This is a genomic window from Streptomyces omiyaensis (assembly GCF_014650895.1).
GTDB lineage: Bacteria > Actinomycetota > Actinomycetes > Streptomycetales > Streptomycetaceae > Streptomyces > Streptomyces omiyaensis.
The window spans coordinates 16840-33384 of the sequence record NZ_BMVV01000042.1 but is presented as its reverse complement, the minus strand read 5'-3'; the positions used below and the strand labels follow the sequence as shown (position 1 = coordinate 33384).

13 protein-coding genes are annotated in these 16545 nt (G+C 73.6%); 5 read left to right on the top strand and 8 right to left on the bottom strand.

Annotation, left to right across the window (positions count from 1 at the left end; genetic code table 11):
* Positions 1 to 248: acyl-CoA dehydrogenase family protein (locus tag IE287_RS36080; RefSeq protein WP_268255019.1), on the top strand; the 248-nt coding region annotated here is incomplete at its 5' end.
* 30 nt (positions 249 to 278) lie between these two features.
* On the opposite strand, the gene IE287_RS36075 is transcribed toward IE287_RS36080, so the two are convergent.
* Positions 279 to 1532, bottom strand: coding sequence for an LCP family protein (locus tag IE287_RS36075; protein WP_229883966.1), 1254 nt, complete (start codon positions 1530 to 1532; stop codon positions 279 to 281).
* Between the two features lie 119 nt (positions 1533 to 1651).
* Between IE287_RS36075 and IE287_RS36070 the strand changes: the two genes are divergently transcribed.
* Positions 1652 to 2185 carry an acyl-CoA thioesterase gene (locus IE287_RS36070; RefSeq protein WP_189853636.1) on the top strand — a complete coding sequence of 178 codons (534 nt, stop codon included), beginning with the start codon at positions 1652 to 1654 and terminating at the stop codon, positions 2183 to 2185.
* Positions 2186 to 2277: 92 nt separating this feature from the next.
* Here IE287_RS36070 and IE287_RS36065 read toward each other — a convergent pair whose 3' ends face one another.
* The 5 genes from IE287_RS36065 to IE287_RS36045 all read right to left on the bottom strand — a co-directional run bounded on the left by IE287_RS36065 (position 2278) and on the right by IE287_RS36045 (position 10308).
* A complete protein-coding gene (locus IE287_RS36065) occupies positions 2278 to 3777 on the bottom strand; it encodes an LCP family protein (RefSeq protein WP_444545987.1) in 1500 nt (499 codons plus the stop codon).
* A 371-nt stretch (positions 3778 to 4148) separates the two neighbouring features.
* A complete protein-coding gene (locus IE287_RS36060; protein WP_189853635.1) occupies positions 4149 to 5912 on the bottom strand; it encodes an LCP family protein in 1764 nt (587 codons plus the stop codon).
* 52 nt (positions 5913 to 5964) lie between these two features.
* A complete protein-coding gene (locus IE287_RS36055; protein ID WP_189853634.1) occupies positions 5965 to 7722 on the bottom strand; it encodes an LCP family protein in 1758 nt (585 codons plus the stop codon).
* A gap of 248 nt (positions 7723 to 7970) precedes the next feature.
* Complete coding sequence (locus IE287_RS36050; protein ID WP_189853633.1) at positions 7971 to 9302, bottom strand: LCP family protein; 1332 nt, start codon at positions 9300 to 9302, stop codon at positions 7971 to 7973.
* A 253-nt stretch (positions 9303 to 9555) separates the two neighbouring features.
* Positions 9556 to 10308: a TIGR03089 family protein gene (locus IE287_RS36045; protein ID WP_189853632.1), complete on the bottom strand. Its 753-nt coding sequence runs from the start codon at positions 10306 to 10308 to the stop codon at positions 9556 to 9558.
* Positions 10309 to 10444: 136 nt separating this feature from the next.
* Here IE287_RS36045 and IE287_RS36040 point away from each other — a divergent pair, with 136 nt between their 5' ends.
* The 3 genes from IE287_RS36040 (at position 10445) to IE287_RS36030 (ending at position 14229) form a co-directional block, all read left to right on the top strand.
* Entirely contained in the window at positions 10445 to 11902 is a 1458-nt protein-coding gene (locus IE287_RS36040) for a peptidoglycan recognition protein family protein (protein WP_189853631.1), read from the top strand.
* Positions 11903 to 12005: 103 nt separating this feature from the next.
* Positions 12006 to 13088 (top strand): mannose-1-phosphate guanylyltransferase, encoded by a 1083-nt coding sequence (gene manB, locus IE287_RS36035; protein ID WP_189853630.1) that lies wholly within the window; start codon positions 12006 to 12008, stop codon positions 13086 to 13088.
* A 190-nt stretch (positions 13089 to 13278) separates the two neighbouring features.
* Positions 13279 to 14229: a DNA-3-methyladenine glycosylase family protein gene (locus IE287_RS36030; RefSeq protein ID WP_189853629.1), complete on the top strand. Its 951-nt coding sequence runs from the start codon at positions 13279 to 13281 to the stop codon at positions 14227 to 14229.
* A gap of 34 nt (positions 14230 to 14263) precedes the next feature.
* Here the strand turns inward: IE287_RS36030 and IE287_RS36025 are convergent, their stop codons facing one another.
* Together IE287_RS36025 and cofD are read right to left on the bottom strand one after the other, a co-directional pair.
* Entirely contained in the window at positions 14264 to 15574 is a 1311-nt protein-coding gene (locus IE287_RS36025; protein WP_189853628.1) for a coenzyme F420-0:L-glutamate ligase, read from the bottom strand.
* The gene (cofD, locus tag IE287_RS36020) at positions 15571 to 16527 is read right to left on the bottom strand and encodes a 2-phospho-L-lactate transferase (protein WP_189853627.1); all 957 of its coding nucleotides are present in this window, start codon (positions 16525 to 16527) and stop codon (positions 15571 to 15573) included. Before cofD ends, IE287_RS36025 begins: the two co-directional genes overlap by 4 nt.
* Between the last annotated feature and the right edge of the window lie 18 nt (positions 16528 to 16545).

Here is a 16545-nt window from a genome sequence, read left to right as displayed (position 1 = left end):
CCGCCCGCTCCGAACGCGTCTCCGCCGGCGCCGACAAGCAGGACCTCACCTTCTTCGGCGCCGCCGCCAAGTGCTTCGCCTCCGACATCGCCATGGAGGTCACCGTCGACGCCGTCCAGCTCCTCGGCGGCTACGGCTACACCCGCGACTACCCCGTCGAGCGCATGATGCGCGACGCCAAGATCACCCAGATCTACGAAGGCACCAACCAGGTCCAGCGCATCGTCATGGCCCGCAACCTCCCGTAGGGGACCCCACGGGAGGCGCGCTCCGGAAGGTCACCGGTTCGATTCGACGGTGACCTTCTGGTCGTTCTTGATCTGCTCGACGAGCTGCTTCACCTTCGGCATGTCCCACTTCAGGGACCCCTGCGGCGCGCTGCCCGAGATCGGCATGTTCATCGACCTGCCGTCGCCGCCGCTGATGCCCTTCATCGCGAAGAACATCTTGCCGAGGTCGTACAGGGACATGTCCTTGTCGACGATCAGGGTGTCCAGGCCGGCGCCGAGCGTCGGGTAGAGCGCGAACGGGTTGAGGATCGTGCCCGGGGTCGCCGCCTGGTTGGCCAGCGCGGACAGGAACTTCTGCTGGTTCTTGGTCCGCGCCAGGTCCGACTCGGCGAAGGCGTAGCGGGTCCGGACGAAGGCGAGGGCCTGCTCGCCGTTGAGGGTCTGCTTCCCGGCCTGGAAGTCGGCGCCCGACTTCTTGTCCTTGAAGCCCTTCTCGATGTTCAGCTCGACGCCGCCGAGCGCGTCCACGATGTTCGCGAAGCCGGCGAAGCCGATCTCCGCGTAGTGGTCGATCCGCAGCCCGGTGTTGAACTCGACCGTGCGGACCAGCAGCTCGGGGCCGTCCATCGCGTAGGCCGCGTTCAGCTTGGAGCCGCCGCGCGCCGGATAGGACTTGCCGGACTCGGAGCCGACGAAGTTCGGGATCGTCACCCAGGAGTCGCGGGGGAGCGAGATCATCGTGTTCCCGCTGGAGCAGGCGGCGAGGATCATCATCGAGTCGGTCCGCTTGCCCTCCGCGGAACCGGTGTGCAGCTTCTTCTTCTCCTCGGCCGACATGCCCTCGCGGCTGTCGGAGCCGACGATCAGGTACGTCGTGCAGTCGCCCTCGGCAGGCCGCTCGATGACCTTGGAGAGGTCCACCTCGTTGCGCATCTGCGAGCTGGCCCAGGCGTAGGTGCCGACGCCCCACGCGAGGACGCCGACGACCAGGACGATCGAACCGATCTTGATCCGCTTGCGCCAGTCCGGCGCGGGACCGGCCGGGCGGGCGCCGGGGCCGCCGGGTCCGGCAGGTCCCCCCGGACCGCCGGGCCCCTGGCCGCCGCCCTGCGGGGAGCCGTAGACCTGTCCGGAGCTGTACCCGGAGTCGTACCCCGTGGCCTGCGCCTGAGTGAAGTTCGGGTTGTACGCCTGCCCCTGGTCGTACCCCTGCTGGTACTGCGGGGACTGCTGTCCCTGCGGTCGTCTCTGCACGTGCCGCATGGGGCGGGCGCCCTCGGGCTGCTCAGGCCACTCATTCATGCGGACCAGTGTGCCGGTCCCCGCTTTCCGGGCGACAGACCGGGTGGAAAATAGGACCGCCGCTGTTGCGAAGCTGATGCAAAGCGGACAAGGCCGATACCCGGCATAAGGTGGAGGACATGACAGAACAGGGCGACATCCCGGGCAAGCCCACTTCGGCCTCCCGCACCACCCTCAGCCACATCATGACCAGCCACGACACCAACCTCCTCGGCACGGTGCACGGCGGTGTGATCATGAAGCTGGTGGACGACGCGGCGGGCGCCGTCGCGGGCCGGCACTCCGGAGGCCCGGCCGTGACCGCCTCCATGGACGAGATGGCCTTCCTGGAGCCCGTCCGCGTCGGCGACCTCCTCCACGTGAAGGCCCAGGTGAACTGGACCGGCCGCTCCTCCATGGAGGTCGGCGTCCGGGTCGTGGCCGAGCGCTGGAACGACACCACCCCGGCCACCCAGGTCGGCTCCGCGTACCTCGTCTTCACCGCGGTCGACGCCGACGGCAAGCCCCGCGTGGTGCCCCCGGTCCTCCCGGAGACCGAGCGGGACAAGCGCCGCTACCAGGAGGCCCAGATCCGCCGCACCCACCGCCTCGCCCGGCGCCAGGCCATCAAGGAGCTGCGCGAGCGCCGGGCCGCCGAGGGCTACACGGACTGAGCCGGGGCTCGCCCCGACCGGGCCGGGGGCCACACCGTCCGGGCCCGACGCTCACCCCGTCGGGGTCCGGCCCCCGCGCCGGCCGCGGCCCCTCACGGGCACACCACCTGGTCCCCGGTCACCGCCTCGAAGGGCCCCCGCGCCGGTGCGGTCTCCGCCCGCACCGCCGTGACGCCCGCGTAGGCCGACCCCGCCGTCACCCGCAGCGTCCCGCCGCGCCCCGGCACCGCCTTCAGCTCGGCCCCCGGCAGCGCCGTGGCCAGGGACTTCGCGGACCGGTCCCACCGGGGGTCGTACTCGATCAGCGTCCGGGTCCGCACCGGCCCCGACCCCGACAGCGGCGTCCGGGTCGTGTCGAAGCCCGTCGCCCGCAGCGCGTCGTCCACCTTCCGCCCCAGCCCGTCGATCCGGGTCCCGTTGTAGACCTGCACCCGGATCGTCTTCGGCGCCACCTCCACCACGGTCGCCTGGGGCCTCTTGCGCGCCGGGTCCGTCCGGGACGCCAGCGGCCGGTCCTCCCGGACGGCGGCGAACAGCTTCTGCGCCCTGCTCGCGTCCCACTTCACCGTCGAACCGATCCCCTTCACGGGGAAGTCGACGTCGCCGACGGGCACCGACACGAACTCCGAGGACGCCGGGGTGAAGCCGCGCATCGCCTTGGCCAGCGCCAGCAGCTGGTCCGTGCCGAACCCCTCGTCGGCCCGCACCGAGCCGAGCAGGGTCGTCGCCACCTCCCGGAAGCGCACCGGGTTGAAGAGCACCCCGCCGCTGGTCAGCCGGTCCACCAGCGCCGCCAGGAACTTCTGCTGCCGCTGCATCCGCCCGATGTCCGCGGCGCCGTCGATGTGCCGGGAGCGCACGTACTGGAGCGCCTGCCCGCCGTCCAGCTCGTGCGTGCCGGCCGCCAGCCTCAGCCCCGTGTAGGAGTCCTCGACCGGCTTCGCCGTGCAGATCTGCACCCCGCCGACCGCGTCCACGGTCCGCATGAAGCTGGTGAAGTCGACCTCCAGATAGTGGTCGATCTTGACCCGGGTCATCGCCTCCACCGTCCGCACGGTCAGCGCGGGCCCGCCCTCCGAGTAGGCCGCGTTCAGCTTCACCGGATGCGCCCGGTGCCTCTCGCCGCTGTTCTGGTCGGTGTGCGCGGGGAGTTCGGCGTACGAGTCCCGGGGCAGCGAGACGACGCTCGCCCGCTCCCGGTCCTCCGAGATGTGCACGAGCAGCACGGTGTCCGTGCACCGGCAGGGCGCCCCGCCCAGCCGGTACTTCTTCTTCTCCTCGGCCGTGATCCGGTCCCGCCCGTCGGTGCCGACGACGAGCACGTTCATGCCGGTGCCCGCCTGCGGCCGGTTCTTCATGTCCTTGAAGGGGTCCACCCGCGTGATCCCGGTGTCCAGACCGGTCACCACCGCGTGCCCGATCCCGCCGGCCGCCAGCACCGCCACGGAGAGCGCGGTCGCCATCCGCACCCCCCAGCGGGGGCGCCGCCGACGCCGCCGCACCGGGGCGGGCCCGCCGCGCCGGGGGGCGGGCGGCCGCCCGGCCGGGCCGGGCGTGCGGGGCGGACGGGGCGTGCGGGGCGGTGTGGGCACGGACGGACACCTCCGCGGGTGTGACAGGGGGACCGTGAGCACCGTAGGCCCATACGATGAGCCGGTAGGGTCACCGGCCCCGGCGGCGCGCGTCGCTGTCCCCCATTCGCGGTAACGCGTCCCGTTGCCGAGCGCCACGCCCCTCGTATCCGTGATCATGCCGCCGCCCGGTGGCGAAGGCGGCCCGGTGGTGAAGGCGGCCCGGTGGTGAAGGCGGCCCGTGACGAGGGCGGTCCGTGACGAAAGCGGCCCGTGGCGAAGGCGGCCGGACCGGGAGGGCCCGGCCCCGCTCTCCCCCTCCCGGGCACGCGGACGGCCGGGTCCCCCGTCACGAGGGGCCCGGCCGTCCGGCGTTCACGCGGGGGAGCCGGTCAGCTCTTCCCGTCCCACTTGTAGACCGAGTAGACGTCCATGCAGTCCACCTTGTCCCCGGCGCCCTCGGGCAGGTCGCCCGCCTTGTCCTGCTGCGTCTCGTAGGTGGTGCCCTCGCGCCAGTCCGCGCCCACGACCAGGGTGATGCCCTGGATGCCGCCGTCCGCGCGGACGGTGGAGAGCGGCAGCCCGAGCGCGGTCGCCACGGACTCGGCGTCCGCCCGGCCCTGGTCGCCGGAGGCCTTCGGGTAGGCCACGACCGTGCCCTTGCTGGGCTTGGGCTCCTTGGAGGTCCCGGCCTGGGTGAAGCCCTTCCCGGTCAGCGCGCCGGCGATCTCCTTGGCGCGGCCCTCGACGGCCGGCTCGTCGTCCGTCTGGGTGCCGTTGACGACGGTGACGCCGAGCGAGGCGGGCGCGGCGGCCGTCGGCTTCGGCTTGGCGTCCGCCGGCTTGGGCTTCGCGGGGGCCTTGTCGCCGTTCTTGTCGAGGGCGACGTCCTCCCGGAGCATGCCCCAGATCTTCTCGGCGTCCTTGCCCCTCGGCTTCAGCCACGCGTCCGGGTTCTGCGGGTAGGGGTCCGTCGGGATGGTGACCGTGGACAGCCGGTCGACCTTCACGTTCTTGAGCTGCATGCCGAGGTCGAAGAGCTTGGCGACCGTGTCGAGGCCGTCGGAGACCTGGAGCGCCTTGGTGCCGGTCTCCGCGAGCCCCATCAGCCGGCCGGTGTCGGTCCAGGCGTTCTGCGACTGGAGCTTCTTCAGCATGCCGTTGAGGTACATGTGCTGGGCCTTGGCCCGGTTCTGGTCGCTGCCGAAGGCGTGCCGGGTGCGCAGCCACTGGAGGGCCTGCTCGCCCTTGACCTCGTGGGTGCCCACCGGCAGCTTCAGCCCGGACCCGCCCTTGACCCGGGCGGTCGACTTGTCGTGCACACCGGTCTTGACGCAGACGGGGACGCCGCCGACCTCGTCGGCCATCGCCACCACGCCCGCGAAGTCGACCATCATCCAGTGGTCGACGTAGACGCCGGTGAGGGTCTCCCAGGTGGTGAGCGTGCACCCGGGCCCGCCGCGGGCGAGCGTCTCGTTGATGGGCCGGTCGCTGGTGCCCGGGTAGTCCTTGCCGTCCTCGCCCTTGCAGTCGGGGATCTTCACCACGGTGTCGCGGGGTATCGAGATCAGCGAGGCGTTCTGCCGGTCGGCGGAGACGTGCAGCAGCATCTGGACGTCGGCGAGCGCCGGACGGTCCCTGTCCTTGCGGCTGCCGCCCAGCGCGATGTTGGCGTCGGAGGCCCGGCTGTCCGAGCCGATCAGCAGGATGTTCAGCGGCGTGTCGCCCAGGGCGTTGGGCGTCGCCTTCTTCACGCCGCTGTCGCCGCCCGCGCGGCCGCCGCTGCGGATGTTGCTGTTCAGGTGCTCGTAGTACGCGTAACCGGCGCCCGCCGTGCCGAGCACCAGCAGCGACACGCCTATGGCCGACCAGCGCAACACCTTGCGCTTGCCGGCCTTCTTGGCCTGCTTGCGCGCCGCTGCGCGCCCGCCCGCCGTGCTCGCGGCCGTGCCGGGGTCGTCGGTGTCCGACGCCCCGCGACGACGCGCGGCACGGCCCGCCGGCGCGGCGGCCGCGTCGGGCCCCCCGCCCGCGTCGGACGCGCCACCGGCTCCGGTGGCCTCGCCCGCTCCGTGCAGCTCGTCGTCCCAGCCCCGTTCTCGGGCGTGCGGAACGCTCGGTCGCGTCCCCTCCCGTCGCACGCTTTTCTGTCCCACCCCAGGTCCCCTGTCTTCGGTCAGGCGGGCGCCGGACTCCGGTGTCTCCGGGTCACTTCGCGCACACCTGCTTGTCCGCTGCTACTTTCTCCAGATCCTTCGGCGCCTTTGCCGGTCCGGTGATGGGCACCCCCGCGCCCTTGAAGTCGGCGCCGAGGACGAGCGTCATGGGCTCGCGCTCGGCGGCGTCCACGGTGCCCTGCTGGAGAGCCGTGGCGGGCAGACCCATCATGTCCGCGAGGGCGCGGGCCTGATCGGCCTGGTTCGGTGCGTATTCCAGGGTCGTCCTCGCCGCCTTCTCGGGGGCGTTGCTCTTGTTGGTCGAGCGCAGGACGCCCTGCTCGTTCTGGAGCCAGTTGATGGTCGACTGGGCCGCGCCCTGGATGCCGCTGCCGTTGAAGACGTCGACGCGCACCTCGGTGGGGACGGCCCGCTCGCCCTCCAGGAGCGCCGCCTGGGCCTTCGCCTGGGCGCTCTTGGCGGCCTGCTCCTTCTGCTTCACCTCGGTGAGCGAGGTGTCGCTCTGGAGCATCGCGAACAGCTGCGGTGCCTTGGTCGGGTGCGGGACGACCGTCGCCTTGATCTTCTCGGCGGGGTTGTCGATGACCGGCAGCGTCGTGAACGCGATGTTCTTGGTGTCGATCCCGGCCAGCTCGCCGGCGAGGTCCTGGAGCTTGGTGAGCGACCCTATCCCCGCGTCGACGGTGAGGGCGCTGGTGGCGGCGTCGGCGAGGTCGTACAGCTTCGCCGGGTCCGTCAGGGTCTCGTCGGACTTCATCTGACGGATCATCGAGCTGAGGAACTGCTGCTGGACCTTGATGCGGTCGAGGTCCGACTCGTTGCCGAAGCTGTGCCGGGTACGGACGAAGGCGAGGGCCTGCTCGCCCTGGACGGTCGACTCGCCGGCCGGCAGCTTCAGGTGCGACTTGGGGTCGTCGACGGCCTTCTCGACGCAGACCTTCACGCCGCCGACGGCCGTCGTCATCTCCTTGACCGCGTTGAAGTCGGCCATCATGAAGTGGTCGACCTCGACGCCGGTCAGCTCCTCCACGGTGCGCATGACGCAGCCGGGGTCGCGGCCGTTCTGCCCGAGGCTCACGTTGAAGCGGACGTCGGACTCGGCGGGGATGGTCTTGATCTCCTTGCCGGCCTTGACCTGGCACTCCGGGATGTCCGTCTTCAGGTCGCGCGGGATGGAGAGCGCGGTGGCGTTCGTCCGGTCCTTGGAGACGTGGAAGAGGATCGTGGTGTCCGCGTGGCCGGGGCTGTTCTTGTCGCCGTAGCCCGCGTTGCCCGCACCGGTGCGCTTGTCGGTGCCGATGAGGACGATGTTGAAGGCCTCGCCCTTGCGGAAGCCCGCGCTCTTGTTCTTGCCGACGACCTCGACGACGTCGAGGTTGCCGTTGAGCTTGTTGTAGAGGGCGTACACGCCGACCGCCCCGCCCACGAGCACGAAGGCCATCGTGCCGCCGGTCCACAGCAGGACCTTCTTCTTGCGGCTGGCGCCCTGCTTGCGCTTGCGGCGGCTCTGCGGGGGCACGCGTCCGCCCCCGGCCGGCTCGTCCCGCTCGGCCGGGCGGCGCCGCCGCTGGCCGGGGACGGGGGCTTCGGCCGGGGTGGTTGGCCGGGCCGCGGAGCGGGTACGGGAACCGGAGTCACCGGAACCGGTGGCGGCGGAGTGCGGTCCACCGCCCGCCGACTGCCCAGCGGAGTGGTCCAGTCGCAGTTCGTAGTTGCCGGTCTGCGGGTTGAGCACCCACTGGTCGGCGGGGTCGATCTCGTCCGCCCGTCCACGGCTGTGCGCGTCCACGGTTCCTGTCCTCCGTCGGTGCCACGCGGGGCGCCTCCCCCTGAGGGCGCCACTCGGTCGTTCGATCCTTGGCTGAGTGCGACCACGCGGTCGGGTGCACCGGATCGCGTCACACTATCCGCCCAGTTCAGCGCGGGGCGACGTCAGTGACAAATTCCACGCCCCTTACAACCGGGCAACTCTGCCCAAACCGCATCGCCCTTCACCCTTCCCTTGGGCCCCGCTTTACCCAGCGACCCCTCCGGCCGCTAGGAACACACCCCTTCGGCCGCGTTCCGCCCGGTGAACGTGGGCGTGACGCCCGGCGCGGGTGACTCCGCGTCGTCCGGCTTCCCGTCGGAGGATGCTTCCGCGCCCTCGTCCGGTTCCGCCTTCGTCACCACGACCGGCCTGTCCTCGCGGAGTTGACGGAAGAGCTCGCTCGCGGCGGGCTGCACCAGTTCGTCCCTATTGGCGTCGTATGTGTACGGGCGCCGGGGCACCGTCAGGAACTGCACCTTCTCCGTCGGGACCGACCGCATCGTCCGCGCGAGGTCGTACAGGTCCCGCAGCGAGTCGAGCCCCGGGTCCGTCGTGATCGACTTCGTCGCCGCGTCCAGCACGGGGTACAGCTTCGTCGGGTTCAGGAGCACCCCGTTGCTCTGCACCTTGTTCACCAGCGCCCCCAGGAACATCTGCTGGCGGTCCATCCGGTCGGTGTCGCTGCCGTTCCCGAGCGACTTCCGGGCCCGGACGAAGCCCAGCGCCTGCTCCCCGTCCAGGGTCTGGCGGCCCGCCGGCAGCTTCAGCTTGGCGTCGGCGTCGTCGACCGGCTCCTTCAGGCAGACCTCGACGCCGTCCACCGCGTCCACCATCTTCTTGAAGCCCCGGAAGTCGATCACCATGTGGTGGTCGATCCGGATCCCGGTCAGCTTCTCGACGGTACGGATCGTGCACGCCGTCCCGCCCCATTCGAAGGACCAGTTGAACTGCGCCCACTGCTCCCGGGTCCGCCCGCCGCCGCCCTCGGCGCAGCTCGGGATCGTCACCATCAGGTCGCGGGGGATCGAGACGGCGGTGGCGCTCGACTCGTCGGCCGCCAGGTGCAGCAGGATCACGGTGTCGGAGCGCTGGGTGCCCTTGTCCCGGCCGTACTCGCGGTTCCCGTCGCCGGAGCGGGTGTCCGAGCCGATGAGCAGGATGTTCTGCGCCGCCGCCACCACGGCCGCCGGACGCTCCTTCTCGTACCGCCTCAGTTCGTCCGCCGCGGTGGTGTCGGTGGTGATGTTGTCGTCGAGCTTCCGGTAGAACCACCAGCCGGTCCCGGCCGCGCCGAGCAGCACGACGGAGACGCCGAGGGCGGTCCACCGCAGCCAGTGCCGGCGCGGCTTCCCCGCCGCCCCGCCTCCGGCCCCGGTCTCCGGTTCCCCGGCCCCGGTCTCCCCGGCCGGCGCGGGCTCCCGGTCCGGATCCCCGTCCGGCCCCGGAGCCGGACCGGGGTCCGGCTCCGGCCGCGGGCCCGGCTCCCGGTCCGGCTCCGGAGCCGGATCCGGCGTCGGTTCCGGGTCCGGTTCGGCGGGAGTGCCAGCGCGGTCCGTCACGTCGTCAGTCCGTCCTTCGGGGCGTCTCTGGCGCGTCGGGCGCCCGGCGTTCGCACAGGGGAGACGGCCGAACCCGACGCGGGGTTGTACGGAGGAGACGACTCCCCCCGGGGCCGATCATGTACCGGACTCGCCGCGCGGTCGCGGGTACGCGGCGGGTCGATCGGCCGAACGGGTGCACCGGACGCACCGGGGGCGGGAACGCCCGGGGCGGGCGCCGCCGCCGGGCGCCCCGCCCGGCGGCGTCCCTCCGTCAGAGCGCCGTGGCCGTGACCCGCTCGCTCTCGATCCGCTTCTCCAGCGCCTCCGGGGCCAGCCCGCCGGTGTTCCGGCACAGCACCACGGAGCCGCCCGCGGCCAGCGGCGCGTACAGCCCGGCCGACAGGCCCTCCCAGCCGTCGTACGCCAGTCCGGACAGCAGCCGCGAGCCGGGGCCGAGCCCCAGCCGCACCGCGTCGAGCCGCGCCTGCTCGACGAGCTGCGCGCCGCTGCGTTCCGTACCGTCGACGACGAGTGCCGGCGCGTCCGCGTCCACCGGCGCGAAGGGCGCGAAGCGGTCGCCCTGGCCCGGGACCTCGACGGCGTAGTCCGCGTACCCCGCGGGCGCGACCGGGAAGCGGCGCCCCAGCGGCGCCAGGGAGAGCGCGACCCGCTCCCCGGAGCAGGCGAGCCCCTCCTCCAGCCTCTCCGGCCCGGCCACGACGAGGTCGGCGCGCGCCGGGTCGCCGCCCAGTTCGGCCGTCACGCCGACGGAGGAGCAGGCGAGCAGCCAGACGGCGGTCTGCCAGTGCGCGGGCAGCAGCAGGGCGAGGCGGTCGCCGGGCTCGGCGGACAGTTCGCCCTGGAGCAGATTGGCCGTCTTCGCCACCCAATTGGCGAAGGTGGCGACGGACAATTCCGCCCGTTCACCGGTGGCGTCGTCGTAGTAGGTGACCAGAGGGCGGGCCGGGTCCGCGGCGAGCGCGGATCGCAGCAGGTCGGCGGGGGTGCGGTCGCTGGCGTTCACGCCGCACAGGGTACGCGGGCCGGGCGCCGCGCTGGGCCGTACCGGTGAAGGGGTCCTCCGGTCGGCCTGACGCGCCGTCCGTCTCCGGCCGCCGTCCCGGCGCGCGGCGCGCCGCCGGGCTCCGCACGATCGGGCCATGCGTGCCTCACTCGCCTCCTCGATCGCCGTCGCCTGCGCGGCCGCGCTCGCCCTGCCGGTCACCCTCGCCGCCCCCGCGACGGCCACCGCGCGCCCGGCGGCGGCCGCTCTGCCACCGGCGCAGGACGAGCTGCCGGGCTCCACCCAGTCGCTGCCGCTCCGTCCGCTCGGCACCTCCGTCCGCTCCTACGGCGCCGACCCGGGCGCCGCACCCGAACAGGGTCTGGCCCGACGGGACGTCAGACCCTTCTCGCTCGTCGGCGTGGTCTGGGACGACCCGACGGCCGTGCTGCGCGGCACCGTCCAGGTCCGCACCCGGTCCGCCGCCGACGGCGTCTGGTCCCCCTGGCAGGACGTGGAGACCCACAACGCCGAGCACGGGGCCGACCCCGGCACGGCCGAGGGCGCCGCCGGCGGCCTCCGCGGCTCCACCGCCCCGCTGTGGGTCGGCGACTCGGACGGCGTCGAGATCCGCGTACGGGCGGAAGCCGCGGAAGACGGATCCCCGCACTCCCCGGAGCGGGCCGGACGGGACGGCGCCGCGCCCCCGCTGCCGGCCGGCCTCCGCCTCGAACTGGTCGACCCGGGCGAGGAACCGGCGGCCGCCGCCCCCGGCCCCGCCACCCGGGTGATGGCCCCGCCGGCCGCCCTGACCGCGGCGGAGGCCGCCGCGACCAGCGCCAACAGCCAGCTGGCCCCCTACGGGGCGGCCGAGATCCCGGCCGCCCTCCCGACGGCGGAGCGGGACGAGAACCTCGTCGTGCCGGCCCAGTCGGACGCCGTCCAGGCCGGACTCGCGCCGGCCGGGGCCGGCCAGGGCGCGGCCCCCCAGGCGCCGAAGCAGCCCTACATCGGCCCCCGGCCCAAGATCATCACCCGCAGCGGCTGGGGCGCCGACGAGTCGATCCGGGAGAAGGGCTTCGTCTACACCTCGACGATCAAGGCGGCCTTCGTCCACCACAGCGCCACCGGCAACAACTACACCTGCGGCCAGGCCCCCTCCGTCCTGCGCAGTATCTACCGCTACCACGTGAAGAGCAGCGGCTGGCGTGACTTCGGCTACAACTTCGCCGTCGACAAGTGCGGAAACATCTACGAAGGCCGGGCCGGCGGCGTGACCAAGCCGGTGCTCGGCGCGCACACCCTCGGCTTCAACACCAACAGCATGGGCATCGCCGTCCTCGGCACCTTCACCAGCACCAACCCGCCGGCCGCCGTCGTGACCGCCGTCGCCCGCCTGACGGCCTGGAAACTCGGGCTCCACGGGGTGAATCCCGCGGGCAACCAGACCCTCGTCTCCGGTGGTGGCAACCTCTACGCGAAGGGCCGGAAAGTCAGCTTCCACGCCATCGCCGGACACCGTGACGGTTTCGCCACGGAGTGTCCCGGCGGCCGTCTCTACGGCAAGCTCGGAACCGCCCGGGCCTCCTCGGCGAAGTACCAGGGACGAAGCTGATGGGGGCGCCGGGGCAACCATCTGCATAAACTGACCGGTCATATCGCACGGACGACCGAGACGGGCGCGCTGACCGGCCCCGAACAGGAAGCAGAGACGACAGGTGACAGAAGCGATCCTCCTGGTCGGTGGCAAGGGCACACGGCTGCGACCGCTCACGGTCAACACGCCCAAGCCCATGGTCCCGGCGGCGGGCGTCCCCTTCCTGACGCACCAGCTGGCCCGGGCCAAGGCCGCCGGCGTCGAGCACATCGTGCTCGCCACCTCCTACCTCGCCGAGGTCTTCGAGCCGCACTTCGGGGACGGCTCCGACCTCGGCCTGAGCCTGGAGTACGTCACGGAGGAGGAACCGCTCGGCACCGGCGGCGCGATACGCAACGTGGCCTCCCGGCTGCACTCGGGCCCGGACGAACCCGTCCTGATCTTCAACGGGGACATCCTCACCGGCCTCGACATCCGTGCCCTGGTGGCCACGCACGCCGACTCCGGCGCCGACGTCTCCCTCCACCTCACGCGGGTGGAGGACCCCCGGGCCTTCGGCCTGGTCCCGACCGACGGGACGGGGCGGGTGACGGCCTTCCTGGAGAAGCCGCAGACCCCGGAGGAGATCGTCACCGACCAGATCAACGCCGGCGCGTACGTCTTCCGCCGCTCGGTCATCGACTCGATCCCCGCCGGCCGCCCGGTCTCCGTCGAGCGCGAGACCTTCCCGGAGCTCCTGGCCTCCGGCGCCCACCTCCAGGGCATGGTCGACTCGACCTACTGGCTCGACCTCGGCACCCCGCAGGCCTTCGTCCGCGGCTCCGCCGACCTGGTCCTCGGCCGTGCCCCCTCGCCGGCCGTCCCCGGCCGCTGCGGCGACCGCCTGGTCCTGCCCTCCGCCCGGGTGGCCCCCGACGCCAAGCTCACCGGCGGCACGGTCGTCGGCGCCGACGCGACGGTCGGCGAGGGCGCCCGGGTGACCGGCTCCACCCTCCTCGCCGGCGCGGTGGTCGAGCCCGGCGCCGTCATCACCGACTCCCTCATAGGCGCCGGCGCCCGCATCGGCGCCCGCTCCGTCCTGACGGGCGCGGTCATCGGCGACGGCGCCCACGTGGGCCCCGACAACGAGCTCCGCGACGGCATCCGCATCTGGTGCAACGCCACCCTGCCCGCGGGCACGGTCCGCTTCAGCTCGGACCAGTAGCGGCACGGGGCGGGTGCGACCCGCCCCGGTACGAGGGGGCGGGCCACACCCGCCCCCTCGTCGCATCCGCGCCGCACCGGCCCCTCCCGCCCCACAGGCCGCTCCCGCCGCTCCCGCACGCCCCGGCGGGCCGCCGTGCGCCGCGGCCGGGCCCCGTGGGCCCTCCCCGCCCCCGGCTACGCTCGTACGCATGGCCGGCCGCTTCGTCCCGAGGACCACCCGCACCACCGCGCGCGGCGGCGGCGCGGACGTGCCCGTCACCGGGGCGCTGGACCTCGGCCTCACCCTCGGCCCCCTGCGCAGGGGCCCCCACGACCCCACCTTCCGCGTCACCGACGACGGCTCGGTCTGGCGCGCCACCCGCACCCCCGAGGGCCCCGCCACGCTCCGCGCGAAGGCGCACGGCGCGGAGGTCGCGGCCGAGACCTGGGGCCCGGGCGCCGCCTGGCTCGACGCGCGGCTCCCCGCCCTGCTCGGCGCCGAGGACGACCCCGCCGCCTTCGTCCCCCGCCACAAGCTCCTGCTGGCGGTCCACCGCCGCCGCGCGGGCCTCCGGCTCACCCGGACCGGCCTGGTCCTGGAGTCCCTGATCCCGACGGTCCTGGAGCAGAAGGTCACCGTGACGGAGGCGTACGGCTCCTGGCGCCGCCTGGTCCGCCGGTACGGCGAACCGGCCCCGGGCCCGGCCCCCGAGGGCCTCCACGTGATGCCGGAGGCCCGGACGTGGGCCCTGATCCCGTCCTGGGAGTGGCACCGGGCCAACGTCGACGGCAAGCGCGCCGCCACGATCGTCCGCGCCGCCCGCGTCGCCCCCCGCCTGGAGGAGGCGGCCCACCTGCCGCCCCCGGAGGCCCGCAGGCGCCTGGAGCTGGTCCCCGGCATCGGCCCCTGGACCTCCGCGGAGACGGTCCAGCGCAGCAACGGCGCCCCCGACGAGGTCACCACCGGCGACCTGCACCTCCCCGGCATCGTCGGCTGGGCGCTGGCGGGCGACCGCACCGCCGACGACGCGAGGATGCTGGAGCTCCTGGCCCCCTACGCGGGCCAGCGCCACCGGGCCGCCCGCCTGATCCTCCTCAGCGGCCGCACCCCGCCCCGCCGGGCCCCCCGCCGGTCGCCGAACGACATCACCCGCCTCTGAGGCGGCGACGGGGGCAGGACGGGGACGGGGGGCCTCAGCGCACCTCGATGAACTCCGAGGCGATCCGCCCCGGCCGCTCCTTCGGCGGCGCGGCCGGCCGGCCGATGGCCACCGCCCCCATCGGGTCCCAGTCGTCCGGCAGCCCGAGCGCCTCCCGGACGACGTCCCGGCAGAACATCGTCGAGGAGACCCACGCCGAGCCCAGCCGCTCCCCGGCGAGCGCGACGAGGAAGTTCTGCACCCCGGCACCGGCCGCGACGACGAACATCTCGCGCTCGGCGGCGTCCCGGCGCGGATCGCCGTAGTGATGCGAGCCGTCCGTGACGAGGCAGGGCACGGCGAGGTAGGGGGCGTTCCGCAGGACGTCCCCGCGCCGGACCCGCCGGGCGATGGACTCCTCGGACTTCCCGTCCCGCCGCAGGTCCGCGATCCAGGCGTCCCGCATGGCGTCGAGCAGCCGCAGCCGCGACGCGGCGGACTCCAGGAGGACGAACCGCCAGGGGGTGGTGTGGTGCGGCGCGGGCGCCGTCACGGCCGCCGCGACCGCGCGCCGCACCGCCCCGGGGTCGACGGGGTCGTCGGTGAACTCCCGCACCGTCCGGCGCAGCGTCACCGCCTCCCGTACGGCCTCCGAGGTGCCGAGCCGGAACATGTCGTCCTCGGCCGACCGCACCAGCGCCCGCGCCCCCGGCTCCCCGTCGTCGCCGACCAGGTGCGGCAGGCCGCGCACGACGGCGACGGGCACGCCGGTGGCCTTGCCCTTCACCAGGTCGCCGGCGGCGGCGAGTTCGTCGGCGGTGGCGACGACGGTGACGTTCAGTTCGTTGCCGTGGGAGTCGGCGACGCCGCGCAGGTCGTCCAGGACCCGCACGCCGGCCGCGCCGATCGCCACGTCGGTGAGCCCGGCCCGCCAGGGCCGCCCGAAGGTGTCGGTGACGACGACGCCGACGTCCACGCCGAGCGCCTCGCGCAGTCCGGTCCTGATCCGCCGGGCCGACCCGTCGGGGTCCTCCGGCAGCAGCAGCACGGTCCCCGCGGGGGTGTTGGAGGCGTCGACCCCGGCCGCGGCCATGACGAGGCCCTGCCGGTTCTCGACGATGCGGAGGGGACCGCGCCGGGCCACCACCCGCACCGTCTCGGCGTCGATGGCCTCCTCGCGGTCGCCGGCGGCGACGATCCGCCCCTCCGCCTTGCTCACTATCTTGGAGGTCACCAGCAGGACGTCGCCGTCCTCCAGGCCGGGGGAGACGGACGCGATCAGCTCGGCCAGGTCGTCCCCGGGCGCCACCTCGGGCAGTCCGGCCAGCCCCCACACCCGGTACGCGGGCGCCGGGCCGGCCGTCACCGGCGCACCTCCTCGGCCAGGGCGAGCGCGGCCCGCGCCATCGCGGCGGTCGCGTCCGCGTCGGTCATCATCAGCGGCACGGCCCGGCAGGCGATGCCGGCCGCCTCGACCTCGGCGACGGAGCCGGCGTCCACGGTGTCGACCAGCCAGCCGTCGACGAGCGCGGAGCCGTAGTGGCGCGCCACGGCGGCGGCCGTCGACTCGACGCCGACGGCGGCCAGGACCTTGTCGGCCATGCCGCGCACCGGCGCGTCCCCGACGATGGGGGAGAGGCCGACGACCGGCGCGGGAGCGGCGGCGACCGCCTCGCGGATGCCGGGCACGGAGAGGATGGTGCCGACGCTGACGACGGGGTTGGACGGCGGGAAGAGGATGACGTCGGCCTCGGCGATCGCCTCCAGGACGCCGGGGGCGGGCTTGGCGGCCTCCGCGCCGACGGCCACGACGGCCTTGGCGTCGACGGAGGCGCGGAGCTTCACCCAGTACTCCTGGAAGTGCACGGCCCGCTGCTCGCCGTCGACCTCGATCGCCACGTGCGTCTCGACGCGGTCGTCGGACATCGGCAGCAGCCGTACGCCCGGCTGCCAGCGGGCGCAGAGCGCCTCGGTGACGGCGCTGAGCGGGTAGCCGGCGCCGAGCATCTGGGTGCGGACGATGTGGGTGGCGAAGTCCTTGTCGCCGAGGCCGAACCACTCGGGCCCGACGCCGTACGCGGCCAGTTCGTCCTTGACGGCGAAGGACTCGCCCTCGCGGCCCCAGCCCTGTTCCTCGTGGATGCCACCGCCGAGGGTGTACATCACCGTGTCCAGGTCGGGGCAGACCTTCAGCCCGAAGAGATGGATGTCGTCACCGGTGTTGCCGACGACCGTGATCTCCGCGTCCGGGACGGCCTGCTTGAGGCCGCGAAGGAAACGGGCACCACCGATGCCACCGGCCAGAACCACAATGCGCATGCGGACAGTGTGTCAGCC